This is a genomic window from Kineosporia babensis (genome assembly GCF_021129305.1).
In the GTDB taxonomy this organism is placed as follows: Bacteria; Actinomycetota; Actinomycetes; order Actinomycetales; family Kineosporiaceae; genus Kineosporia; species Kineosporia babensis.
The window spans coordinates 149,633-173,534 of sequence record NZ_JAJOMB010000010.1 but is presented as its reverse complement, the minus strand read 5'-3'; the positions used below and the strand labels follow the sequence as shown (position 1 = coordinate 173,534).

The window sequence follows — 23,902 nt, the reverse complement described above, 5'->3', positions numbered from 1 at the left end:
ACCTGGTGCGTGGCTTGGAAGTCCATGCCTGCTGCGGGGCGGAGTTGACCTGATCAAGGTTTGTGGCCACCGCATCGGGCAAGCACAAACAGCCCCGGACCGTGAGCGGTCGGGCGGCGGACACCTCGACGATGTGTACACCTGGTGCCAGATGGACCACCTTGACACATCGCGCGGAGTTGTTCGCCGGGCTCTGTGACATAGCACTGATGTGGTTTAGGCCGCGCGGGTGCATCGCAGCGAACGGGACGTGGATCCGTTGGGCGGCTGCTGGTGCGGGCGATTCGGGAGAACGCGAAAACAAAGTGCTGTCAGAGGCACTTTGTTTTCGCGTTGTCGTGGATCCGCCGGGGAGCAACAGGGGTGGGAAGGGCCTGGGCCACCAGTCCACCTAACCCGCCGCCCACCACGGAGCGCGACGAATACGACATAGCGTGATCCAGATCGGCCCGGGTTAACTCGCGACGTGTACATCAAGCACATCCGGTACCAGGTGTACACGCTTCGCGTTTCGCCACCTCTATCGCCCGGGGCCGAAACAGCCCGCAACGATTCCCCAGCACCGGCGAAAACCCAGCCAGCGCGTGACCGGCACGAAGCTACGGGAGGTGCCGCACCCGTCCGTACGCTGTTCAAGCTCCCTGAGGGTCAAGCAACCGCCCGAGGCGTCACCCTCGCCGCGCCGGGCCGCAACTCGCCTGGAACTATGGGGTACGTGATAGCCCGGTGAACCCCTCGACAGCGTTGGCCACGGTTCTCGTGGATGCTCTGGTGCGACTCGGCGTACGTCATGTCGTGCTCTGCCCGGGAAGCCGTTCTGCCCCCCTGGCCTATGCCCTGGCCGAGGCGGCGGACGCCGGCGCGATCGAGCTTCACGTACGGATCGACGAGCGCACGGCGGCATTTCTGGCGTTGGGGCTCTCGCGAGGTGACAGGGAGCATGCGCCGACGGCGATTGTCACTACGTCCGGCACGGCGGTGGCCAATCTGCATCCGGCAGTGCTGGAGGCTGCGCACGCCGGGGTAGGACTGTTGGTGCTCTCCGCTGACCGCCCGCACGAGCTACGGGGCACGGGGGCTAGTCAGACCACTGATCAGGTAAAGGTCTTCGGTTCGGCGGTGCGCTGGTTCGGGGAGATTCCGGCGCCCGGTAATTGGGACGCGGCGCAGGTGGCGGGGTGGCGCAATGTTGCCTCCCGGGCGGTGGCTGCGGCTCGAGGCGTGATCGGAGGCTCGCCGGGGCCGGTTCAGCTGAACGTAGGCTTCGCCGATCCGCTCACCCCGGATGACGTACCCCAGGCATTCGACGGCCAGGAAGGCCTAACCCGTATCGCAGCAACGGTTCCCGCGACGCCGGTCGTCCTTGAAAGCGGACCCCGCACGGTCGTTCTGGCCGGGGACGGTGCTGGACCGGAGGCGGTAAAGCTGGCGGTGGCGGCGCGTTGGCCCCTGCTGGCAGAACCTTCGTCGGGGGTGCGCCAGGCCGGTACGGTCGCGCCCTACCGCATGCTTCTCGGTACGGATCTCGGTGAGAAGATCGAGCGGGTCATTGTTTTCGGGCGTCCGACCTTGTCCCGGCCGGTGACTCGGCTGCTTTCGCAGGGCAAAGCCGAAGTCATCGTGGTTTCCCCGCGGCCGGACTGGAGCGATGCCGGGCGTAAGGCCTCGCTGGTCGCGCCTGCGGTCCGAGTCGCCGAAGTGCATGAACCAGACGAGACCTGGCTTTCCGAATGGGTTTCCGTTGGTAAAGCGGCTACCGTGGCCATCGACGCGTTACTCGACGAAGAGGTGCAGGCCGGCCGGATCACCGGGCAGTTCGTGGCCCGGGAGATTGCGGCAGCCACGCGGGCGGGTGAGTTGCTCGTCGCCGGCTCCAGCAATCCGATCCGCGACCTGGACCTGATCGCCCGGATTCCGGAAGGCGCCGAACTGCTGGCCAATCGAGGGCTGGCGGGTATCGATGGCACGGTCTCGACGGCGATCGGGGCGGCTCTGGCCAGTGGACGTCGCACGCGACTGCTGCTGGGTGACCTCACCTTTCTGCACGATGCGGGTGGGTTGCTGCTGGGCCCGGACGAGCGTCGGCCGGATCTGCAGATCGTGGTGGTGGACGACAATGGCGGCGGCATCTTCGCCACCCTTGAGCACGGTGCCCGGGCCGAGCGCGGCGAGCGTCAGTCCCGGCACTACGAAAGGATTTTCGGAACACCGCAACAGATCGAACTGGAGACGCTGGTGCGCGCCTACGGGGTCGCCTACCGTCGGGTGGACAGCGGGGACGAGTTGCGGGCGGCGCTCGCGGCGCCGACCTCGGGGATCTCGCTGCTGCACGTGCGGATCGACCGGGCCCGGCACCGCGAACTCGCCGAGAAACTACGCCGGGCCGCCGCGTTCAGCGGCTGAGGGCGCCCTTGATCGGCAGCAGCTTGGCCTCGGACTCGGCGAGCTCGGCCTCCGGATCGGACCCGGCCACCACTCCGCAGCCCGCGAAGAGCCGGAACCGGCGCGGATCCTCGGCATCGAACTGAGCGCTGCGCAGGGCGATGCCCCACTCCCCGTCACCGGCCGCATCCACCCAGCCCACCGGCCCGGCGTAACGCCCCCGGTCCATGCCTTCCACCGCGGCGATCAGTTCCGCCGCCGCAGGGGTCGGCGTGCCGCAGACCGCGGCCGAGGGGTGCAGCGCGGCCGCCAGATCGAGCGACGATGTGCCGTCGGCCAGCACTCCGGTGACGTCGGTGGCCAGGTGCATCACGTTGGGCAGGTGCAGCACGAACGGCGAGTCCGGCACGTTGGTCGTGGTGCAGTGCGGGGCCAGAGCGTCGGCCACCGAGCGCACCGCGTACTCGTGCTCCTCCAGGTCCTTGCTGGAGCGGGCCAGCGAGGCGGCCAGAGCCAGGTCCTGCTCGTCGTTCTGGGTCCGCCGGATCGTCCCGGCCAGCACCCGTGAGGTGACCAGCCCGCGTTCCAGCTTGACCAGCATCTCCGGGGTGGCCCCGAGCAGGCCGTCCACGCTGAACGTCCAGCAGTTCGGGTAGTCACCGGCCAGCAGCGACAGCACGTCGCGCGGGTCCACGTCCTGCGCGGTGCGGGCCACCACGTCGCGGGCCAGCACCACCTTCTCGACCTGGCCGGCCTCGATTCGCTCGATCACTTCGGCGACGGCGGCCTTCCACTCCTGCGGGGCCCGGGCGCCGGGGGTGAACTCGGTGTCGGCCGGGGCCTGCGTGGCCCGCTCGTGCCGGGTCAGCTGCACCGGGGCCGGAATCGCGCGGTCCGCTGTGATCGTGGTCAGCCACCAGGTGCCGGCGCGATGCCCGACCACCACCTCGGGCACGATCAGCACGCCGCCGGCGGCCGAGTCGGGGGAGAAGGCGAACGAGCCGAAGGCCACCGGGCCGGTGCCGGGCAGGCGAACCTCGTCGCGGATCACCGAACGGGACGCCACCTCGGCCCAGGCCCGCTTGGCCGAGGTGAAGCGTTCGGCGCCGGTTCCGGTGACCCGCATGGCCTCACCCCAGCCGACCAGCCCTTCGCCCCGGCGCACCCAGGCCAGGGCGGGGCCCGGCGGCAGCAGTTCGAGCAGGGGACCGGGATCGGAGATCGTCACGGTGCGCGCGACCAGGGGAGCCAGGGCAGGAGCAGTGGTCATGATGGCTCCAAGATTAGGAGCGCCCGGCGGCCCGCAGACCGTGGGGTGGGCCACCCGAACCCCCGCCGGATCCTCCGATCAGACAAAGCCCCAGGTGAGGCGGGCTGCCAAGCGCGTGCCTGAGGCAACTGTGAACTCGCGCACCCCTGGCCCGAACGGGTGCTGCGGGCTCGGTGGGGACGGTCCTGGGCGCCCGGACGGCAACCGTGGGAGCATCAGCAGCATGTCCCGCGCTGGTCTGGAGAAGACGCCACACGAGGTGGCGAGCATGTTCGACGGTGTCGCCGCTCGCTACGACCTGACCAACACCGTGCTAGCGATGCGCCAGGACGTGCGCTGGCGCAAGCTCGTCGCCGAGGCCCTGGATCTGAGCCCCGGGCAGAAGGTGCTCGATCTGGCGGCCGGTACCGGCACCTCGAGCGAGCCGTTCGCCGACGCCGGCGTCCACACCGTGCCCTGCGACTTCTCGCTGGGCATGCTCAAGGTGGGCAACCAGCGTCGTCCCGATCTGCCCTTCGTCGCCGGTGACGCCACCCGCCTGCCCTTCGCCGACGCGTCCTTCGACGCCGTCACGATCTCCTTCGGCCTGCGCAACGTGGTCGACGTGGACGCCGCGCTGAAGGAGATGCACCGGGTCACCAAGCCCGGTGGCAAGCTGGTGGTCTGCGAGTTCTCGCACCCGACGTGGACGCCCTGGCGGGTGGTCTACACCGAGTACCTGATGCGGGCGCTGCCCTCGGTGGCCCGGGTGGTCAGCTCGAACCCGGACGCCTACGTCTACCTGGCCGAGTCGATCCGGGCCTGGCCCGACCAGCGTGGCCTGGCCGCCCGGTTGCGGGTGGCGGGCTGGGACGACGTGGCCCACCGCAACCTCTCCGGCGGCATCGTGGCCCTGCACCGCGGCTACCGTCGCTGACTCTTCCGGACGCAGTGCCCTCGGCCCTTCGGGTCGGGGGCACTTTTCGTTTGGGGGCACACCCGCAGACGGACGTTGTGGCTGGGTCGGCGCGCGGAGGTCTTGGGGCGGGAGTGAGGGGTGAGGCAACAACCAACGGACGGGGTAGCCGGGTAGCGCCGGGACTTTCGGCCGGGTGAGTGTGGGACTATTGGAAAAGGCAATACTTGCGCGCTCACGTTCGTGAACCATTCGCCGAACGGTCGCACCTCAGGTTTCTAATTCCGCAGTTAGCCGGATTGCGTCGATGCGACGAAAGACCGAGGCAATCGAGACGTCCGCTATTGACACGGAGTGCCGAAACAAAAAGTGCCACCAAAATATGTCGATGTTTGAAATGGCACCGGGTGTCGAAATCAAGGGCAAAGGTCCCGCGGCGGCCCTTCCAGGGGTCCCGCGAATTAGCACCCTAATGCGTAACCTAATTCAGGTGAAGCTCTGCGACAAGTGAAATCGACTGCGCCGCAGCATAATTCAACGTTGAATTAGACAACGGAAAGCGTTCGTAAAACCGCAGGTCAGCGGTCATATGAACACGAAGGCAAACGCATACCCCGCGCGTCGGAGGGGTTCTGTGCGGGTCGTATGCTGTCCACGTGAATCACTTCACAAGCTCCTGGCGAAGGCGCGGGAAGCTGCGCGCGGGCCGGAAAGAGCAGGTCCTAGGATGAGCGCGGCTGCGACCCGGGCGGCGCTCGGCGGTAAGTCCGGAAGTTCAATGGTGACGAGTTCGGGAGGGCTGCAGTCGTGAACCCCTACGTTCCGATCCTGGCTCTGATGGCCATCGGCGGCGGGTTCGCTGTCTTCTCCATCGTCGCCGGGGCGCTGACCGGCCCCAAGCGGTACAACCGGGCCAAGCTCGACGCCTACGAGTGCGGTATCGAGCCCACGCCGGCCGCCGCCGGTGGCGGCCGCTTCCCGGTCAAGTACTACCTGGTGGCGATGCTGTTCATCATCTTCGACATCGAGAGCGTCTTCCTCCTGCCCTTCGCGGTCGCGTTCGACTCCCTCGGGGTCTTCGCGCTGGTCGAGATGGTGCTGTTCGTGATCACCGTCTTCATCGCCTACGCCTACGTCTGGCGCCGCGGCGGCCTGGAGTGGGACTAGACGCGAGAACCACCGGGATAGAGGGAATCTGATGGGAATCGAAGAGAAGCTCCCCAGCGGTTTCATGCTGACCTCGGTCGAGGTGCTGGCCGGGTACATGCGCAAGGCCTCGCTCTGGCCGGCCACCTTCGGCCTGGCCTGCTGCGCGATCGAGATGATGACCAGCGGTGCCCCGCGCTACGACCTGGGTCGCTTCGGCATGGAGGTGTTCCGCGCCTCACCACGCCAGGCCGATCTGATGATCGTGGCCGGCCGGGTCAGCCAGAAGATGGCGCCGGTGGTCCGCCAGGTCTACGACCAGATGGTCGAGCCGAAATGGGTTCTGTCGATGGGGGTCTGCGCCTCCTCCGGCGGGATGTTCAACAACTACGCGATCGTCCAGGGCGTCGACCACATCGTCCCGGTCGACATCTATCTGCCCGGCTGCCCGCCCCGGCCGGAGATGCTGATCAACGCGATCATGGAACTGCACAAGCAGGTCCAGAGCATGCCGCTGGGCGTCAACCGGGAAGCGGCGGCGCGCGCGGCCGAAGAAGCCGCGATGGCCGCGATCCCCACCTCCCAGATGAAGGGCCTGCTCCGGTGACCGACGGCATCGACGACCCGGCCGAGCTCTCGGTCAACACCCCGGCCGCCGAAGTCGTCACCACCCGGCACGGCATGTTCGGCAACCGGGACTCCGGCGACACCAGTGGTTTCGGCGGCCTGACCCGCAGCGTTGCCCTACCCGCACCCACCCCCCGGCCGTACGGCGGCTGGTTCGACAGCGTGGCCGACGTGCTGGCCGAGGCGCTACGCAACCAGAACACCGACCCGGACGCGGCGATCGAGTCCGTTGTGGTCGACCGCGGCGAGATCACCTTCCACATCCGCCGCGAGTACATCCGCGCGGTCGCCCAGGTCCTGCGCGACGAGCCCGACCTGCGCTTCGAGATGTTCTCCGGAGTCAGCGGCGTGCACTACCCGGACGCGAAAGGCCGCGAGCTGCGGGCGGTCTACCACCTGACCTCGATCACCCACACCCGCCGGGTACGGCTGGAAGTGGCCGCTCCGGACGCGGACCGGCACATCCCGTCCATTGTTCCGGTCTACCCCAGCGCCGACTGGCACGAACGTGAGACCTGGGACTTCTTCGGCCTGATCTTCGACGGTCACCCGGCGCTGACCCGCATTCAGATGCCCGACGACTGGCCGGGCCACCCCCAGCGCAAGGACTATCCGCTCGGCGGGATCCCGGTGGAGTACAAGGGCGCCACCATCCCGCCGCCGGACACCAGGAGGTCGTACAACTGATGGCCACCATCGACGCGGAAACCAGCGCCGATGCCGAGGAAGGCAAGGTCTTCACGGCATCCGGCGGGGACTGGGCCGACATCGCCGAAGAGGCGACCACGCTCGGCGAGGAACGCATCGTCGTCAACATGGGCCCCCAGCACCCGTCCACGCACGGGGTGCTCCGGCTGATCCTGGAGATCGACGGCGAGACGGTGACCGAGGCCCGCTGCGGCATCGGCTATCTGCACACCGGTATCGAGAAGAACATGGAGTTCCGCACCTGGACGCAGGGCGTGACCTTCTGCACGCGGATGGACTACCTGTCCCCGCTGTACCAGGAGGCCGCCTACTGTCTGGGCGTCGAGAAGCTTCTCGGCATCACCGACGACATCCCTGAGCGGGCCAGCATCATCCGGGTCCTGCTGATGGAGCTCAACCGGGTCAGCTCGCACCTGGTCGCGCTGGCCACCGGCGGGATGGAGATCGGCGCGCTGACCGTGATGACGGTCGGTTTCCGCGAGCGCGAGGTGGTCCTGCACCTGCTCGAGCTGATCACCGGCCTGCGGATGAACCACGCGTTCATCCGGCCCGGCGGTCTGGCCCAGGACCTGCCGCCCGGTGCGATCGACCGGATCCGCGAGGACATCCCGGTGCTGCGCAAGGGCATCTCCGAGCTGGAGAAGCTGAACAACGAGAACCCGATCGTCAAGGGCCGGCTGCAGGACGTCGGCTACCTGGACCTGACCGGCTGCATGGCGCTGGGGATCACCGGCCCGGTGCTGCGCTCCACCGGGTTCCCGCACGACCTGCGCAAGACCGAGCCCTACTGCGGCTACGAGACCTACGACTTCGACGTGCAGACCTGGGACTCCTGCGACGCCTACGGGCGACTGCGGATCCGGATCAACGAGATGAAGGAGTCGCTGAAACTGGTCGAGCAGTGCCTGGACCGGCTGCAGCAGATGGGCCCGGGCCCGGTGATGATCGGCGACAAGAAGATCGCCTGGCCGGCCCAGCTGGCCATCGGCGGTGACGGGATGGGCAACAGCCTGGACCACATCAAGGAGATCATGGGCACCTCGATGGAGGCCCTGATCCACCACTTCAAGCTGGTCACCGAGGGCTTCCGGGTCCCGGCCGGCCAGGTCTACCAGGCGATCGAGTCGCCGCGCGGCGAGCTCGCGGTGCATCTGGTCTCGGACGGCGGAACCCGTCCCTACCGGGCGCATTTCCGCGATCCGTCGTTCCACAACCTGCAGGCGATGGCGGCGATGAGTGAGGGCGGACAGATAGCCGACGTGATCGTGGCCGTGGCCTCGATCGACCCGGTGATGGGGGGCGTGGACCGCTGATGTCGCTCTCCGCAGAAGCCGTCGAACGGCTTTCCAGCCAGTGTCACGAGATCATCGCCCGCTACCCGCAGCCGCGCAGCGCCCTGCTGCCGATGCTGCACCTGATGCAGAGCGAGGAAGGCTACGTCAGCCCGGACGGGATCGCGCTGTGCGCCCAGGTTCTCGGGCTGAGCACGGCCGAGGTCTCGGCCGTGGCCACCTTCTACACCCAGTACAAGCGCCACCCCAACGGTGAGTACACGGTCGGGGTCTGCACCAACACGCTGTGCGCGGTGATGGGCGGCGACGCGATCTTCGAGTCGCTGGAGGAGCACCTGCAGGTCGGGCACGACGAGACCACCGAGGACGGCAAGATCACCCTCGAGCGGATCGAGTGCAACGCGGCCTGCGACTTCGCCCCGGTGATGATGGTGAACTGGGAGTTCTTCGACAACCAGACGCCGTCCTCGGCCCGCGGCGTGTGCGACCGGCTGCGGGCGGGCGAGCCGGTGGCTCCCACCCGGGGCCCGAACAGCGTGCCCACCTTCAAAGAGGTCTCGCACGTGCTGGCGGGCTTCAACGACGGACGCGCGTCCGAGGGGGTCGGGGCCGGTGGCCCTTCGCTGCGGGGCACCGTCCTCGCGGCCGAGAAGGGCTGGACGGCACCGCAACCCGAATTTGAGACGGGTGCGGGCACCAGCGCTGCGGCCACCGCCTCCGCGGCGGCGGACGTTCAGAACCGGGAAGCGCGCAGCAGCGGCTCGGACGCTCCCGCGGTCGACCCGCGCACCAAGAACCGGGCCGGCACCGAGGCGGGCAAGCCTCCGGCCGAGGCCACCAAGGGCGAGTCCGACCCGGGTACCGGCACCGAGAAGAAGGGCTGAGTCAGATGGCTGAAGAGGCGCGTCAACCAGTCACTCTCACTCCCGTGCTCTCGAAGCACTGGAACCAGGACCAGTCCTGGACGCTGGACAGCTACGAGCGCAACGGTGGTTACCAGGCGCTGCGCAAGGCGCTGGCCATGGAGCCGGAAGACGTCGTCTCCCAGGTCAAGGACTCCGGCCTGCGCGGCCGCGGCGGCGCCGGCTTCCCGACCGGGCTGAAGTGGAGCTTCCTGCCCAAGCCGGACGGCAACCCGCGCTACCTGGTGATCAACGCGGACGAGTCGGAACCCGGTACCTGTAAAGACATCCCGCTGATGATGGCCACCCCGCAGTACCTGATCGAGGGCGCGATCATCACCTGCCACGCGATCCGGGCCGAGCGGGCGTTCATCTACCTGCGCGGCGAGGTCGCGCACGTGTACCGCCGTCTGCTCAGCGCGGTCGAGGAGGCCCGGGCGGCCGGGTACCTCGGCGAGAACGTGCTCGGCTCCGGCAAGAACATCGACATCGTGGTGCACGCCGGGGCCGGCGCCTACATCTGCGGCGAGGAGACGGCGCTGCTGGACTCGCTGGAGGGCCGGCGCGGCCAGCCCCGGCTGAAGCCGCCGTTCCCGGCCGTGGCCGGTCTGTACGCCCGGCCCACGGTGGTGAACAACGTCGAGTCGATCGCCAGCGTGCCCTGCATCATCGAGAACGGCTCGGCCTGGTTCTCCGGGATGGGCACGGCGAAATCGGCCGGATTCGGCTTCTTCTCGCTCTCCGGTCACGTGCAGCGGCCCGGCCAGTACGAGGCCCCGCTGGGGATCACCCTGCGCGAGCTGATCGAGATGGCCGGCGGGATGCGCGAGGGCCACGAGCTGAAGTTCTGGACGCCGGGCGGTTCCTCCACCCCGATGTTCACCGCCGAGCACCTGGACACCCCGCTGGACTTCGAGTCCACCGGGGCGGCCGGCTCGATGCTGGGTACCCGGGCGCTGCAGATCTTCGACGAGACGGTCTGCGTGGTGCGCGCGGTGCTGCGCTGGACCGAGTTCTACGCGCACGAGTCCTGCGGCAAGTGCACGCCCTGCCGCGAGGGCACGTACTGGCTGGTCCAGGTGCTGCGGCAGCTGGAGAACGGCCAGGGCGTCCCGGAGGACCTGGAACGTCTGCTGGACATCTGCGACAACATCCTGGGCCGCTCGTTCTGCGCCCTGGGCGACGGCGCGACCAGCCCGATCAGCTCGTCCATCAAGTACTTCCGGGACGAGTACCTGCTTCACCTGAGCGAGGGCCGCTGCCCGTTCGACCCGGTGAAGTCCACGCTCTTCGCTGGAGTGAACGCCTGATGACCGTCACCGAACCCTCGAAGACCCCCGTCGATCTGGTCACCCTGACGATCGACGGGATCGAGGTCAGCGTGCCCAAGGGCACCCTGCTGATCCGTGCGGCCGAGGAACTGGGGATCGCGATCCCGCGGTTCTGCGACCACCCGCTGCTGGCCCCGGCAGGCGCCTGTCGGCAGTGCCTGGTCGAGGTGGCCATGCCGGACCGGGAGGGCAACGTCCGGCCGATGCCCAAGCCGCAGGCCTCCTGCACGATGACCGCGAGCCCGGGCATGGTGGTCAAGACCCAGCTCACCTCGCCGGTCTCGGAGAAGGCCCAGCGCGGCGTCATGGAGCTGCTGCTGATCAACCACCCGCTGGACTGCCCGGTCTGCGACAAGGGCGGGGAGTGCCCGCTGCAGAACCAGGCGATGGCCAACGGGCAGGGCAGCAGCCGCTTCACCGAGGTCAAGCGCACCTTCCCCAAGCCGATCCGGATCTCCACCCAGGTGCTGCTGGACCGCGAGCGCTGCATCCTGTGCCAGCGCTGCACCCGGTTCTCCAAGGAGATCGCCGGCGACCCGTTCATCGACCTGCAGATGCGTGGGGCCAAGCAGCAGATCGGCACCTTCTCGCCCGGCGTGCTGAACTTCCACGTCGACCTGCCCGACCCGGTGGTGCGCACCTCCGAGGAGCTCGAGCCCACCCCGCAGTCGCTCCAGCAGGGATCGAGCGAGGACGAGTCGCGCGGCGCCTCGCACGAGCACGCCACCGGCACCTACGCGGCCGACAATCTGACCACCACCGGCCAGGCCCTGCTGGACGAGTCGGGGCAGCCGTTCGCCAGCTACTTCTCCGGCAACACCATCCAGATCTGCCCGGTCGGCGCGCTGACCGGCGCGGCCTACCGGTTCCGGGCCCGGCCGTTCGACCTGGTCTCCACCAAGGGTGTGTGCGAGCACTGCTCCAGCGGCTGCGCGCTGCGGGTGGACCACCGCCGCGGCAAGGTCACCCGGCGCCTGGCCGCCGACGACCCGGCGGTGAACGAGGAGTGGAACTGCGACAAGGGCCGCTGGGCGTTCAACTGGGCCACCGGCGCCGACCGGCTCACCCACCCGCTGGTCCGTGACCCGGAAACCGGTGAGCTGGAGCCGGTCTCGTGGCCGTACGCGCTCCAGGTGGCGGCGGCCGGCCTGCTGAAGGCGCGCGACGCCGGCGGTGTCGGGGTGCTGCCCGGCGGCCGGCTCACCGTCGAGGACGCCTACGCCTACGCCAAGTTCGCGCGAGTGGTGCTGCGGACCAACGACATCGACTTCCGGGCCCGGGCGCACTCGGCCGAGGAAGAGGCATTCCTCGGGCACGCCGTGGCCGGTACCGGCCTGGGCGTCACCTTCGCCGAGCTGGAGGCTGCCCCGGCGGTACTGCTGGCCGGGCTGGAGGCCGAGGAGGAAGCCGCCAGCATCTTCCTGCGGCTGCGTAAGTCGGTGCTGAACAAGGGCAAGAAGGTCACCTCGATCGCCCCCTGGGCCAGCCGGGGCCTGATCAAGCTGTCCGGCACGCTGATCCAGACCGTGCCCGGCCAGGAGGCCGCCGCGCTGGGGACCCCGGAGGCCGCCGCCGCGGTGAGCACCCCGGGTTCGGTCATCCTGCTCGGCCCTCGCCTGACTGAGTCCTCCGGCGCCTACCAGGCCGCCCTGGCCCTGGCCGCCGCCACTGGCGCCAAGCTGGCCTGGGTGCCGCGCCGGGCCGGTGAGCGGGGCGCGGTCGAGGCCGGTGCTCTGCCGAGCCTGCTGCCCGGCGGCCGCCCGGTCTCCGACGCCGCCGCCCGGGTGGACATCGCCGCCGCCTGGGACGTGGACAGCCTGCCCGCGCAGCCCGGCCGCGACACCGCCCGGATCATCGACGACGCCTCGGCCGGGCTGCTGCCCGGTCTGCTCGTCGGCGGCGTGGACCCGGACGACCTGCCCGACCCGGCCGCCGCCCGCGCCGCCCTCGAAACCGCTTCCTTCGTGGTCAGTCTCGAGGTCCGGGCGAGCACGGTCTCGGCCTACGCCGACGTGGTCCTGCCGGTCGCCCCGCCCGCCGAGAAGGGCGGCACGTTCCTGAACTGGGAGGGCCGCTGGCGGGAGTTCCCGCAGGCGCTCACCTCCGAGGCGCTCAGCGACGGCGAGGTGCTGGACTCCCTGGCCTCCGAGGCGGGGGAGGGGCTGGGCCTGCGCGGCGAGAAGGCCGGCTCGGCCGAACTGGCCCAGCTCGGCCGCTGGGAAGGCGCCCGGACCGAACGGCCCGAGGCGCACACCCTCGCCCCGGCCTCCGCCACCGTGCTGTCCACCTGGTCGATGCTGCTCGACAAGGGCCGCCTACAGGACGGCGAGCCCTACCTGGCCGGCACCGCGCACCGCGCCGTCGCCCGGGTATCGCCCGCCACCGCAACCGGACTCGGCCTGGCGGCCGGGGTCACCGGGTCGGTGACGGTGTCCAACGACCGTGGGGAGATCACCTTGCCACTGGCCATCACCCCCATGCCGGACGGCGTGGTCTGGCTGCCCAGCAACTCCCCGGGCAGCCCGGTCCGGGCCCGGCTGGCGGCCGGCAACGGCGACCCGGTCGTGCTCCGGCTGGCCGGCGACGCCCTGATGGGAGCCTGAGCGATGCCGCTGATGCTGCTGGCGGAGAACCCGACCGCCGACTTCTCCCAGGACAACGGCTGGGTGATCGCCGGTAAGGCGCTGCTGCTGTTCGTCGTCGCGGTGGTGGCCACCCTGCTGATGATCTGGGCCGAGCGCCGGGTGGTGGGCCGGATGCAGTCCCGGCCCGGGCCCAACCGCAACGGTCCCTTCGGCCTGCTGCAGTCGCTGGCCGACGGCGTGAAACTGGCGCTGAAGGAGGACATCATCCCGGCGGCGGCCGACAAGGTCGTCTACGTGATCGCCCCGATCATCTCCTGCACGGCCTGTTTCGTGGCCTTCTCGGTGATCCCGTTCGGGCCCGAGGTGACCATCCCGTTCACCGACATCGTCACCCCGCTGCAGCTCACCGACATGAACGTGGCGGTGCTGTTCATCCTGGCCGCGGCCGGGATCGGGGTGTACGGGATCGTGCTGGCGGGCTGGTCCTCCGGCTCCACCTACCCGCTGCTGGGCGGCCTGCGTTCCTCGGCCCAGGTGATCTCCTACGAGATCGCGATGGGCCTGTCGCTGGTCAGCGTCTTCCTCTACTCCGGCTCGATGTCCACCTCGGCGATCGTCGACGCGCAGCAGTCGCTGTGGTGGTGCATCCCGCTGCTGCCCTCGTTCGTGATCTACGTGATCTCGATGGTCGGCGAGACCAACCGGGCGCCGTTCGACCTGCCCGAGGCCGAGGGCGAGCTGGTCGGTGGTTTCCACACCGAGTACAGCTCGCTGAAGTTCGCGCTGTTCTTCCTGGCCGAGTACGTCAACATGGTCACCGTCTCGATGCTGGCCACCACGCTGTTCCTGGGCGGCTGGCGGGCCCCGGCCCCGATCTCCACGGTCTGGGCGGGGGCGAACGAGGGCTACTTCCCGGTGATCTGGTTCGCCCTGAAGACGATGATCTTCCTGTTCCTGTTCATCTGGCTGCGCGGCACCCTGCCCCGGCTGCGCTACGACCAGTTCATGCGCTTCGGCTGGAAGATCCTGATCCCCAGCGCCCTGCTGTGGACCATGGCGGTGGCCGCGGTCCGGGCGATGGACCAGTTCGGCGAGTTCGACCGGCGCGAGCGGGTGATGATCATCGTCGGCGTGATCCTGGTGCTGGCCCTGGTCTGGGCCGCGATCGAGGCGCTGCGCACCCGCCCGGCCGAGGAACCCGAACCCGACCCGGACGTCCCGGTCGACCCCTTCGCCGGGGGCTTCCCGGTGCCGGCCATGCCCGGCCAGAAGCTGATCCGTACCAACGGTTCGACCCCGGTCTCGAGCTCAGGCCCGCTTTCGGGCTCAGGCGAGACACCCGCACTGGAGGAGGTCCGCGGTGGCTGACCGCGAACAGAACGACAGCGACTCGTCGGGTGGCTGGCTCTCCGCCTTCGCCCCGATCGCCGGCTTCGGCGTCACCTTCGCGACCATGTTCACCAAGGTCGTCACCGAGGAGTACCCGGAGCAGAAGGTGCCGACGGCACCCCGGTTCCACGGACGTCACCAGTTGAACCGGCATCCCGACGGTCTGGAGAAGTGCGTCGGCTGCGAGCTGTGCGCCTGGGCGTGCCCGGCCGACGCGATCTACGTCGAGGGCGCGGACAACACCGAGGAAGAACGCTTCTCGCCCGGTGAGCGCTACGGCCGGGTCTACCAGATCAACTACCTGCGCTGCATTCTGTGCGGCCTGTGCATCGAGGCCTGCCCGACCCGGGCGCTGACCATGACCAACGAGTACGAGCAGCTCAAGGGCCCGACCCGGGCCGGGCTGATCTTCGAGAAGCAGGACCTGCTGGCCCCGATGCTGGGCGGGATGATCCCGGCCCCGCACCCGATGGTGCCGGGTACCACCGAACAGGACTACTACCAGGGCAAGGTCACCCAGGCCGTGCCCGAGCAGCAGGAATGGGTGGACGCCCGGACCGGGGACGACGAGCCGGCACAGGAGGCCCACCGGTGAGCACCTCGTCCCTGATCCTCGCCGGCCTGAGTCAGGCCACCCCCGGGGTGGCCGAGTACGGCGGCTCCGGCGAGAACGTCCTGTTCTGGGTGATCGCGATCATCACGGTGCCGGCCGCGCTCGGGCTGCTGTTCGCCCGCAAGGCGGTGCACGCGGCGCTGTGCATGGCGCTGGTGATGGTCTGCCTGGGCATCGCCTACCTGGCGCTGCAGGCCCCGTTCCTCGGCATGGTGCAGATCTTCGTCTACGCCGGCGCCGTGATGATGCTCTTCCTGTTCATGATGATGCTGGTCGGCGTCGACTCCTCGGACTCGCTGGTCGAGACGATCAAGGGGCAGCGCTGGCTGGCCTTCGTCTTCGGCGTCGCGCTGGCGGTGCTGATGATCTCGGTGATCGGCCAGGTCACCTTCGGCGCCGGGGCCCGGGGTCTGGCCGACGCCGACACCGCGGGCAACATGACCGGGATGGCCCAGCTGATCTTCGGCAAGTACGTCTGGGCCTTCGAGGCCACCAGCGCCCTGCTGATCACCGCCGTGCTCGGCGCGATGGTGCTGGCCCACCGCGAGCGGCTGACCCCCAAGGCCACCCAGAAGGACCTGGCGATCCAGCGGATCAAGGAAGGCCCGATCAAGGCCCCGCTGCCCTCGCCCGGTGTCTTCGCCCGGCACAACGCGGTCGACATCCCGGCCCTGCTGCCCGACGGCACCCCGTCCGAGCTGTCGGTCTCCCGGGTCCTCACCGCCCGCGGCCAGAACCGTTCCGTCCTCACGGTTTCCGAGGACGTCACGATCATCGAGGCGGAGATCAGCCCGGCCGCGCAGAACCAGACCGACCCGCAGGGTCATCCGCTCAAGGGCCCGGGCAACCCGGGTGTGACGAGCGCCGACACGGACAACGGGGGCCAGCCGTCGTGAACCAGATCTACTGGATCTACCTGGCGGTCCTGCTGTTCTCGATCGGGGCCGCGACCGTCCTGGTGCGGCGCAACGCGATCGTGGTCTTCATGGGCGTGGAGCTCATGCTGAACGCCGCCAACCTGGCGTTCGTCACCTTCGCCCGGATCAACGGCAACATCGAGGGCCAGGTGATCGCGCTGTTCGTGATGCTCGTGGCCGCCGCCGAGGTGGTCGTCGGACTGGCGATCATCTTCACCATCTTCCGCACCCGCAGGTCGGCGTCGGTGGACGACGCGAACCTGCTGAAGTACTGAGAGGCCGTGCGATGACTGCCGAAACCGGCGTTTATCACGCAGCGGAGGGCGCGGTGCTCTCCAACGCCTGGCTGCTGATCGCGCTGCCCGCGCTCGGCGCGGCGATCCTGCTGCTGGGCGGGCGCCGGCTGGACAAGTGGGGGCACTGGCTCGGGGTCCTGATGAGCTGGGCCGCCTTCGCCTGGGGCGCGCTGCTGTTCTTCGACCTGCTCGGCCGCTCCGGAGAGGAAAGGGCCTTCCAGGTCCACCTTTTCGAGTGGATCAACGCAGGCACGTTCTCGCTCGACGCGGGCCTGCTGGTCGACCCGCTGTCGATCGCGTTCGTGCTGCTGGTGACGTTCGTCGGCTCGCTGATCCACGTCTACTCCGTGGCCTACATGGAGCACGACCCGGACCGGCGCCGGTTCTTCGCCTACCTGAACCTGTTCGTCGCCTCGATGCTCCTCCTGGTCCTGGCCGACTCGTACCTGCTTCTCTTCGTCGGCTGGGAGGGCGTGGGTCTTGCGTCCTACCTGCTGATCGGTTTCTGGAACCACAACCCGGCCTATGCCACCGCGGCCAAGAAGGCGTTCATCGTCAACCGGGTGGGTGACATCGGGATGGCGCTGGCGATCATGGCGATGTTCACCGCCTTCGGCAGTGTCACCTTCGCCGACGTCTTCGCCGGGGCCGAGGCCGCCGGGGAGACCAAGCTGACCGTGATCGGCCTGCTCCTGCTGGTCGGCGCCTGCGGCAAGTCGGCGCAGTTCCCGCTGCAGTCCTGGCTGGGCGACGCGATGGCCGGTCCCACTCCGGTCTCGGCCCTGATCCACGCCGCCACCATGGTCACCGCGGGCGTCTACCTGGTGGTCCGCTCGATGCCGGTCTACGTCGGCGCGCCCGACGCCCAGCTCGCGGTGGTGATCATCGGCGCGATCACGCTGACCTACGGGGCGATCGTCGGCTGCGCCAAGGACGACATCAAGAAGGCCCTGGCGGCCTCCACGATGTCGCAGATCGGCTACATGATGCTGGCCGCCGGGCTGGGCCCGGTGGGCGCCGCCTTCGCCATCTTCCACCTGCTCACCCACGGCTTCTTCAAGGCCGGCATGTTCCTCGGGGCCGGCTCGGTGATGCACGGGATGAACGACTCGGTGAACATGCGGACGTTCGGACGGCTGTCCGGAGTCATGAAGGTGACCTGGGCGACGTTCCTGCTGGGCTGGCTGGCGATCCTCGGGGTCCCGCCGTTCTCCGGCTTCTGGAGCAAGGACAAGATCATCGAGACCGCGTTCGTCGGCGACGGCTGGCGGCCCTGGGTCTTCGGCCTGGCCGCCCTGCTCGGTGCCGCGGTGACCGCGTTCTACATGTCCCGGCTGTTCTTCATGACCTTCCACGGCAAGGACAAGCGCTGGGCCGACGACGCCCACCCGCACGAGTCGCCCGCCCTGATGACGATCCCGATGGTGATCCTGGCCCTCGGTTCCGCGTTCCTGGGCCTGGCCCTCGGCGTCACCAACGCCCTGGCCCACTGGCTCGAACCGGTGCTCGGGCACGAGGAGCACCACGAGCCGGTGCTGCCGATCCCGGTGCTGATGGGCGCCACCCTGGTGCTGGTCGCCCTCGGCGTGCTGCTGGCCTGGCGGATGTACTGGAACGAGTCGGTGCCGCAGACCGCTCCCCGGGGCAGCCTGCTCACCCGCGCCGCCCGGCGTGACCTGTTCCAGGACGACGTCAACGAGGGCCTGTTCATGCGCCCCGGCCAGTACCTCACCCGGACCCTGGTCTTCGTGGACAACCGGGGTGTGGACGGGGCCGTCGGCGGCCTGGCCGCGCTGATCGGTGGGCTCGGCGGCCGGCTGCGCCGGGTCCAGACCGGCCTGGTCCGTTCCTATGCCGCGTCGATGCTCGCGGGCGTCGTCATCCTTCTGGGCGGCGTACTCGCCGTCCGCCTCTGAATTCACTGATTGAGGATTCGATGGACTTCCCCTGGCTGACGGTGATCGGAGCCGTCCCTCTGGCGGGCTCGGCCCTGATCGCGGCCCTGCCCAAGGCCCTGGCCCCCCGGGCCCGGCACCTCGCGCTCGGCGTCTCGCTGATCACCTTCGTCCTCACCCTGGTGATGGCCGCCCAGTTCGAGCTCACCCGGGCCGGTGAGATCCAGTTCTCCGAGATCCACTCCTGGATCGGCGAGTTCGGGGTCAGCTACGCGCTCGGCGTGAACGGGATCGGCCTGGTGATGGTGGCGCTGTCCACCGTGCTGGTGCCGCTGTGCGTGCTGGCCGCCTGGAACGAGATCGAGCCGGACCGGGCCCGGCTGTTCTTCGGCCTGGTGCTGGTGCTCGAGGCGATGATGATCGGGGTCTTCGCGGCCCGCGACCTCTTCCTGTTCTACGTCTTCTTCGAAGCCATGCTGATCCCGGTCTACTTCCTGATCGGGGCCTTCGGCAGCAGCGAGCGGCGCCGGTACACCGCGGTCAAGTTCCTGGTCTACTCGCTCGTCGGCGGGCTGATCATGCTGGTCGGGGTGATCGGGCTGTACGGCTCCGGTCCGGGCGGCGAACAGGGCTTCCTGATCGACAACCTGACCGGGCTGGACTTCTCCAGCAGCACCGCCGAGCGGCTGATGTTCGTGGCCTTCTTCATCGCCTTCGCGATCAAGGCGCCGATGTGGCCGGTGCACACCTGGCTGCCGGACGCCACCGACGAGGCCCCGGCCGGGGTCTCGGTGCTGCTGGTCGGCGTGCTCGACAAGGTCGGCACCTTCGGCATGCTCACCCTCTGCCTGCCGCTGTTCCCCGAGGCGAGCAAGTGGGCGGCCCCCGTGATCCTGGCCCTGGCCCTGGTCAGCGTGCTCTACGGGGCGCTGCTGGCGATCGGCCAGACCGACCTGAACCGGTTGATCGCCTACACCTCGATCTCGCACTTCGGGTTCATCGTGCTCGGCATCTTCGCGATGACCTCGACCGGGCAGACCGGCTCGACCCTGTACATGGTCAACCACGGCTTCTCCACCGCGGCGCTGTTCCTGGTGGCCGGGATGCTGATCAAGCGCCGGGGTTCGGCCGACATCGACGACTACGGAGGCCTGCAGCGCAGCACCCCGGTCCTGGCGGCCGGCTTCCTGCTGGCCGGTCTGTCCAGCCTGGCCCTGCCCGGCATGTCCAGCTTCGTCAGCGAGTTCATGGTGCTGACCGGGACCTTCGTCAAGTACCCGGCGGTCGCCGTGCTGGCCACCCTCGGCATCGTGCTGGCGGCGCTGTACATCCTGCTCACCTACCAGCGGATGTTCACCGGCCCGATCAAGGAGTACGCCGCCGGCTGGAAGGACGCCAGCGCCCGCGAGGTCTGGGTGATCGCCCCGCTGGTCGTGGTGATCCTCTTCCTCGGGGTCTACCCCAAGCCGGTGCTGGACGTGATCAACCCCGCCATCGCCACCACCATGCAGCAGGTCGGAGTCACTGACCCGGAGCCGACCGTGGCTGAGGGAGAGAACAAGTGAACGCGCCTTCGTTCGACTACGCGGCCCTGGCGCCGATGCTGATCGTCTTCGTCGCGGCCCTGCTCGCCGTGCTGGTCGAGGCGTTCGCCCCGCGGGCCCGGCGGTTCGTCAGCCAGGTGGTCCTGGCCACCGTCGGGATCGCCGGCGCGCTGTTCGCGGTGATCTACCTGGCCACCCAGGACAAGGCGGTGACCACGGCCGGCGGTGCGGTGGCGATCGACGGCCCGGCGCTCTTCCTGCAGGGCACCATCCTGGTGCTGGCCCTGCTGGCGGTGCTGACCATGGCCGACGAGGACCCGGAGTCCGGCGCGTTCACCGCCCAGGCCTCGGCCGTGCCCGGCTCCTCCGACGAGGCCAAGGCGGTGCGGGCCGGCCTGGTGCAGACCGAGGTCTACCCGCTGATCCTGTTCTCGCTGGTCGGCATGCTGCTCTTCCCGGCCGCCAACGACCTGCTCACCATGTTCATCGCGCTCGAGGTGCTCTCGCTGCCGCTGTACCTGCTGTGCGGCCTGGCCCGGCGCCGGCGCCTGCTGTCCCAGGAAGCCTCGCTGAAGTACTTCCTGCTCGGCGCCTTCTCCTCGGCCTTCTTCCTGTTCGGCGCGGCCCTGCTGTACGGCTTCGCCGGCTCGGTCCGGCTCTCCGACATCGACGCCGCGGTCTCCGACGGCGCCACCGCCACCGCGGCCACCGCCGTGGTCGGCCAGGACGGCCTGCTCCTGCTCGGGGTCGGCCTGCTCGCGGTCGGCCTGCTGTTCAAGGTCGGCGCCTTCCCGTTCCAGTCCTGGACCCCGGACGTCTACCAGGGCGCCCCCACCCCGGTCACCGGCTTCATGGCCGCCTGCACCAAGGTCGCCGCCTTCGGCGCCCTGCTGCGGATCGCCTACGTCGCCCTGCCCGGGGTGCGCTGGGACTGGCAGCCCGCGATCTGGCTGGTCGCCGCCCTGACCATGCTGATCGGCTCGGTCATCGCGATCGTCCAGGCCGACGTGAAGCGGATGCTGGCCTACTCCTCGATCGCGCACGCCGGGTTCATCCTGGTCGGCCTGCTGGCGATGGACCGCGACGGGATCGGCAGCGTGCTGTTCTACCTGGCCGCCTACGGCTTCACCACGGTCGGCGCCTTCGCCCTGGTGACCCTGGTGCGCACCTCCACCCCGGAGGGCGGCATCGGCGGTGAGGCGACTCACCTCTCCCAGTGGCAGGGCCTGGCCAAGCGCTCGCCGCTGCTCGCGTTCACCTTCACGCTGTTCCTGCTGGCCTTCGCCGGTATCCCGCTGACCAGCGGTTTCACCGGTAAGTTCGCGGTCTTCTCGGCCGCCGTGGACCAGGCCCCGTGGGGTCCGGGACTGGTGCTGGTGGGTGTTGCGGCCAGTGCGATCGCTGTGTTCTTCTACATCCGGGTCATCGTGCTGATGTACTTCAACGACTCGGTAGGGGATGCTGTCACCGTGACCCGCCCCGGAGCCCTGACGATCTTCGCCGTCGGCGTCGGTGTCGTCGCGACGATCGGGCTCGGCGTACTCCCCGCCGCTGCCCTCCAATTGGCCAATAGTTCGTCGGTGTTCTTACCGTGAGTGCTGTGACCGCTTCCCTGGATCTGCCGGTGGTTGACGCCGCCCTTGCCGAGTCCGTCCGTGTCGGCATGGAGACGATCGAGTCCCGGCTGCGAGAGGCGGTCCAGCAGGCCGACCAGCTCGCCGACACCGCCTCCCGTCATCTGGTGGAGGCGGGTGGCAAGCGGATCCGCCCGATGCTCACCCTGCTCGCCGCGAACCTCGGCGACGCGAGCCGTCCGGAGGTCCTCGAGGCCGGCGTCGTGGTCGAGCTGACCCATCTGGCCTCGCTCTACCACGACGACGTGATGGACTCGGCCGACCAGCGCCGGGGCGCCGCCGCGGCCCACCTGGTCTGGGGCAACCAGGTCGCGATCCTGGTCGGTGACCTGCTGTTCGCCCGGGCCTCCCGAGTGGTCGCGGGCCTGGGCCCGGAGGCCGTGGACATCCAGGCGGCCACCTTTGAGCGGCTGTGCCTGGGCCAGATGCACGAGACCGTCGGCCCCACCCCGGCCGACGACCCGATCGCCCACTACCTGCAGGTGCTGGGCGACAAGACCGGCTCGCTGATCGCCACCGCCGGCCGCTTCGGCGCGATGTTCGGCGGCTGCGACGCTGCCACGGTCGAGATCATGGTCCGCTACGGCGAGCTGGTCGGCGTGGCCTTCCAGCTGGCCGACGACGTGATCGACTTGTCCAGCGCCGGCCGGGTCTCCGGCAAGGTGCAGGGCACCGACCTGCGCGAGGGCGTGCCCACCCTGCCCACCCTGCTGGTCCGCCAGGCCGCGGCCCAGGGCGACGCGGCGGCCGCGCAGATCGTCACCATGCTGGACGGCGACCTTTCCGAGGACGCCCGGCTGGCCGAGACCATCGAGGCACTCAACGAGCACAAGGTGATGGACGCGGCCCGGGACGAGGCGGCCCGCTGGGCCCAGGACGCGGTCACCACCCTGGACCCGCTGCCCGAGTCCGCCGCCAAGACGGCGCTGCGGCAGTTCGCCGAGGCAGTGGTCGACCGCACTCGCTGATCCTCCTTGATCGGCACGACGATCTCACTGGCTGCTGACCAGCCTCGATGCAGCTTCGAGGCTGAGACTCGGCACCCGAGGGCCTGCATTCTGCAGGGTGCACAGCATTTTGTGCCCTGCAGGATGCATTCGCCGCTTTGCCGAACTGCCAGCTCAGTTGTTAACTCATCCCGTAGGCGATGGCTGGGGGAGCAACATGAGCGCAGAGCCCATTTACCGCTCGGATGCAAAGGCCGAGAATGGTGCGGTGGCCGACGACCGGGAACCAGTACCGCTGTGGCTGACTCCGCAGGGTGGGTTTGTCGCTACTGATTTGGATCATCTGCCAGACTTGCCCCCTCATGCGGAGTTGATCGACGGGGGTCTGATCCTGATGAGTCCGCAGCGGCGGTTCCATAGCCGTGCGATAGATCTGCTGGCGGCAGGGCTTCGGCACAGTTGCCCGGACAGTCTGGACGTCGCCCGGGAAATGTCGGTGATACTGGCTGAACGGCAGCGACCGGAGCCTGATCTCTCGGTAGTCAAGATCTCGGCCCTCGGCGATGGCAGTGAAACCTGGTATCCGGCCGAAGCCGTGGTTCTTGCCGTCGAGGTGGTCTCTCCGGACTCCCAGGTTCGTGACCGTGAGCGAAAGCCACAGCTTTACGCGGCGGCCGGAATCAAGCACTACTGGCGGGTGGAGGAGGAACAACTCGCTCCAGTCGTCTATGTCTACGAACTGGATCCCGCCTCCGGTGCATACGTGGCCACCGGGATCTACCGGGACCGGCTCAAGGTCGCGCTTCCCTACGAGATCGACATCGAGTTGTCCGGTCTCGGCGGCTCGCTCCGGTCGTAGCCGAGTTCTGGGATCTGCATCTTCGACGCGTACGACCCACCCAAGGCCACAGTGGCCGAAGCAGTCGAGGGTCCGCGCCGAAACCTCTACGCTCGGCCGGACGAGCTAGGTCAGGCGTTCGTCTTCGACCTGATGGAGCTGGGCTGGAACGCCGCCGACTGGCACCGCATCACCTCGTCCTGTCTGGCCGAGGCGGAGGCCGCGGGGACCACCTGCACCTGGACGCTCTCCAACCACGACGTGGTCCGCCACGACACCCGATTCGGTCTGCCCGACGGCACCGACCTGGACGCCTGGAGGTTCTCCGCCGGGCGCTCGCCACGGCCCCTCCCTGGGGTTCGGCCCCGCCGAGGGCTGGCTGCCGCAGCCCTCTGAATACGCGGAACTTCCCGTGGAGCGCCAGTTCAAAGCCCCGGAAAGCATCCTGAACCTCTACCGAAAAGCCCTTCGTACGCGTCCATCATTTGCGCTGGAAGAAAAGGCTTCGGTCACGCTCGACGGTCAGGTGCTCCGGATCGCCCGGGCCAGCGGCTGGGAAAGCCTGACCAACTTCGGCGCCGAGCCCGTCGACGTGTCTGCTCGGCGCGTTGCCGTGGCCAGCCGGCCACTGCTCGGCGATCAGTTGGCGACTTCCGGCACGGTCTGGCTCGAACCGTAGCGATTCGCGCTT

General features: G+C 69.0%; 21 protein-coding genes. 20 read left to right on the top strand and 1 reads right to left on the bottom strand.

Annotated features, from left to right (window positions below; all coding sequences use genetic code 11):
- Window positions 1-726: 726 nt before the first annotated feature.
- Entirely contained in the window at window positions 727-2,403 is a 1,677-nt protein-coding gene (menD, locus tag LR394_RS19725) for a 2-succinyl-5-enolpyruvyl-6-hydroxy-3-cyclohexene-1-carboxylic-acid synthase (protein ID WP_231444051.1), read from the top strand.
- Here menD and LR394_RS19720 read toward each other — a convergent pair.
- Window positions 2,393-3,652: an isochorismate synthase gene (locus tag LR394_RS19720; protein WP_231444049.1), complete on the bottom strand. Its 1,260-nt coding sequence runs from the start codon at window positions 3,650-3,652 to the stop codon at window positions 2,393-2,395. The genes menD and LR394_RS19720 overlap by 11 nt on opposite strands.
- A gap of 223 nt (window positions 3,653-3,875) precedes the next feature.
- On the opposite strand from LR394_RS19720, the gene LR394_RS19715 reads away from it, so the two are divergent.
- The 19 genes from LR394_RS19715 (at window position 3,876) to LR394_RS19625 (ending at window position 23,890) form a co-directional block, all read left to right on the top strand.
- On the top strand, window positions 3,876-4,568 hold the full coding sequence (locus LR394_RS19715; RefSeq protein WP_231444047.1) for a demethylmenaquinone methyltransferase: 693 nt from the start codon (window positions 3,876-3,878) through the stop codon (window positions 4,566-4,568).
- Window positions 4,569-5,354: 786 nt separating this feature from the next.
- A complete protein-coding gene (locus tag LR394_RS19710; protein ID WP_231444045.1) occupies window positions 5,355-5,714 on the top strand; it encodes an NADH-quinone oxidoreductase subunit A in 360 nt (119 codons plus the stop codon).
- Window positions 5,715-5,745: 31 nt separating this feature from the next.
- Window positions 5,746-6,300, top strand: coding sequence for a NuoB/complex I 20 kDa subunit family protein (locus tag LR394_RS19705; protein WP_231444043.1), 555 nt, complete (start codon window positions 5,746-5,748; stop codon window positions 6,298-6,300).
- 8 nt (window positions 6,301-6,308) lie between these two features.
- A complete protein-coding gene (locus LR394_RS19700) occupies window positions 6,309-7,007 on the top strand; it encodes an NADH-quinone oxidoreductase subunit C (RefSeq protein WP_407937085.1) in 699 nt (232 codons plus the stop codon).
- Window positions 7,007-8,341, top strand: a complete 1,335-nt coding sequence (locus LR394_RS19695; protein WP_231444039.1) for an NADH-quinone oxidoreductase subunit D — start codon at window positions 7,007-7,009, stop codon at window positions 8,339-8,341. Before LR394_RS19700 ends, LR394_RS19695 begins: the two co-directional genes overlap by 1 nt.
- Complete coding sequence (gene nuoE / locus LR394_RS19690; RefSeq protein WP_231444037.1) at window positions 8,341-9,204, top strand: NADH-quinone oxidoreductase subunit NuoE; 864 nt, start codon at window positions 8,341-8,343, stop codon at window positions 9,202-9,204. The genes LR394_RS19695 and nuoE overlap by 1 nt, the downstream gene beginning before the upstream one ends.
- A gap of 5 nt (window positions 9,205-9,209) precedes the next feature.
- Window positions 9,210-10,532 (top strand): NADH-quinone oxidoreductase subunit NuoF, encoded by a 1,323-nt coding sequence (gene nuoF / locus LR394_RS19685; RefSeq protein ID WP_269329434.1) that lies wholly within the window; start codon window positions 9,210-9,212, stop codon window positions 10,530-10,532.
- The gene (locus tag LR394_RS19680) at window positions 10,532-13,156 is read left to right on the top strand and encodes an NADH-quinone oxidoreductase subunit G (RefSeq protein WP_231444033.1); all 2,625 of its coding nucleotides are present in this window, start codon (window positions 10,532-10,534) and stop codon (window positions 13,154-13,156) included. The genes nuoF and LR394_RS19680 overlap by 1 nt, the downstream gene beginning before the upstream one ends.
- A 3-nt stretch (window positions 13,157-13,159) precedes the next feature.
- Window positions 13,160-14,506 carry an NADH-quinone oxidoreductase subunit NuoH gene (nuoH, locus tag LR394_RS19675; RefSeq protein ID WP_231444031.1) on the top strand — a complete coding sequence of 449 codons (1,347 nt, stop codon included), beginning with the start codon at window positions 13,160-13,162 and terminating at the stop codon, window positions 14,504-14,506.
- On the top strand, window positions 14,499-15,122 hold the full coding sequence (nuoI, locus tag LR394_RS19670) for an NADH-quinone oxidoreductase subunit NuoI (RefSeq protein ID WP_231444029.1): 624 nt from the start codon (window positions 14,499-14,501) through the stop codon (window positions 15,120-15,122). The genes nuoH and nuoI overlap by 8 nt, the downstream gene beginning before the upstream one ends.
- Before the next feature lie 47 nt (window positions 15,123-15,169).
- Window positions 15,170-16,036, top strand: a complete 867-nt coding sequence (locus LR394_RS19665; RefSeq protein WP_407937084.1) for an NADH-quinone oxidoreductase subunit J — start codon at window positions 15,170-15,172, stop codon at window positions 16,034-16,036.
- Window positions 16,033-16,332, top strand: a complete 300-nt coding sequence (gene nuoK / locus LR394_RS19660; RefSeq protein WP_231444024.1) for an NADH-quinone oxidoreductase subunit NuoK — start codon at window positions 16,033-16,035, stop codon at window positions 16,330-16,332. Before LR394_RS19665 ends, nuoK begins: the two co-directional genes overlap by 4 nt.
- Before the next feature lie 11 nt (window positions 16,333-16,343).
- Window positions 16,344-18,269 (top strand): NADH-quinone oxidoreductase subunit L, encoded by a 1,926-nt coding sequence (gene nuoL, locus LR394_RS19655; protein ID WP_231444022.1) that lies wholly within the window; start codon window positions 16,344-16,346, stop codon window positions 18,267-18,269.
- Window positions 18,270-18,289: 20 nt separating this feature from the next.
- Complete coding sequence (locus LR394_RS19650; RefSeq protein ID WP_231444021.1) at window positions 18,290-19,813, top strand: NADH-quinone oxidoreductase subunit M; 1,524 nt, start codon at window positions 18,290-18,292, stop codon at window positions 19,811-19,813.
- Between the two features lie 35 nt (window positions 19,814-19,848).
- Window positions 19,849-21,387, top strand: coding sequence for an NADH-quinone oxidoreductase subunit NuoN (nuoN, locus tag LR394_RS19645; RefSeq protein ID WP_269329462.1), 1,539 nt, complete (start codon window positions 19,849-19,851; stop codon window positions 21,385-21,387).
- A 5-nt stretch (window positions 21,388-21,392) separates the two neighbouring features.
- Complete coding sequence (locus LR394_RS19640; RefSeq protein ID WP_231444019.1) at window positions 21,393-22,394, top strand: polyprenyl synthetase family protein; 1,002 nt, start codon at window positions 21,393-21,395, stop codon at window positions 22,392-22,394.
- A 196-nt stretch (window positions 22,395-22,590) separates the two neighbouring features.
- Window positions 22,591-23,232 carry a Uma2 family endonuclease gene (locus tag LR394_RS19635; protein WP_231444018.1) on the top strand — a complete coding sequence of 214 codons (642 nt, stop codon included), beginning with the start codon at window positions 22,591-22,593 and terminating at the stop codon, window positions 23,230-23,232.
- Between the two features lie 51 nt (window positions 23,233-23,283).
- On the top strand, window positions 23,284-23,607 hold the full coding sequence (locus LR394_RS19630) for an alpha-amylase family protein (RefSeq protein ID WP_231444017.1): 324 nt from the start codon (window positions 23,284-23,286) through the stop codon (window positions 23,605-23,607).
- 16 nt (window positions 23,608-23,623) lie between these two features.
- Complete coding sequence (locus tag LR394_RS19625) at window positions 23,624-23,890, top strand: hypothetical protein (protein ID WP_231444016.1); 267 nt, start codon at window positions 23,624-23,626, stop codon at window positions 23,888-23,890.
- Window positions 23,891-23,902 lie beyond the last annotated feature (12 nt).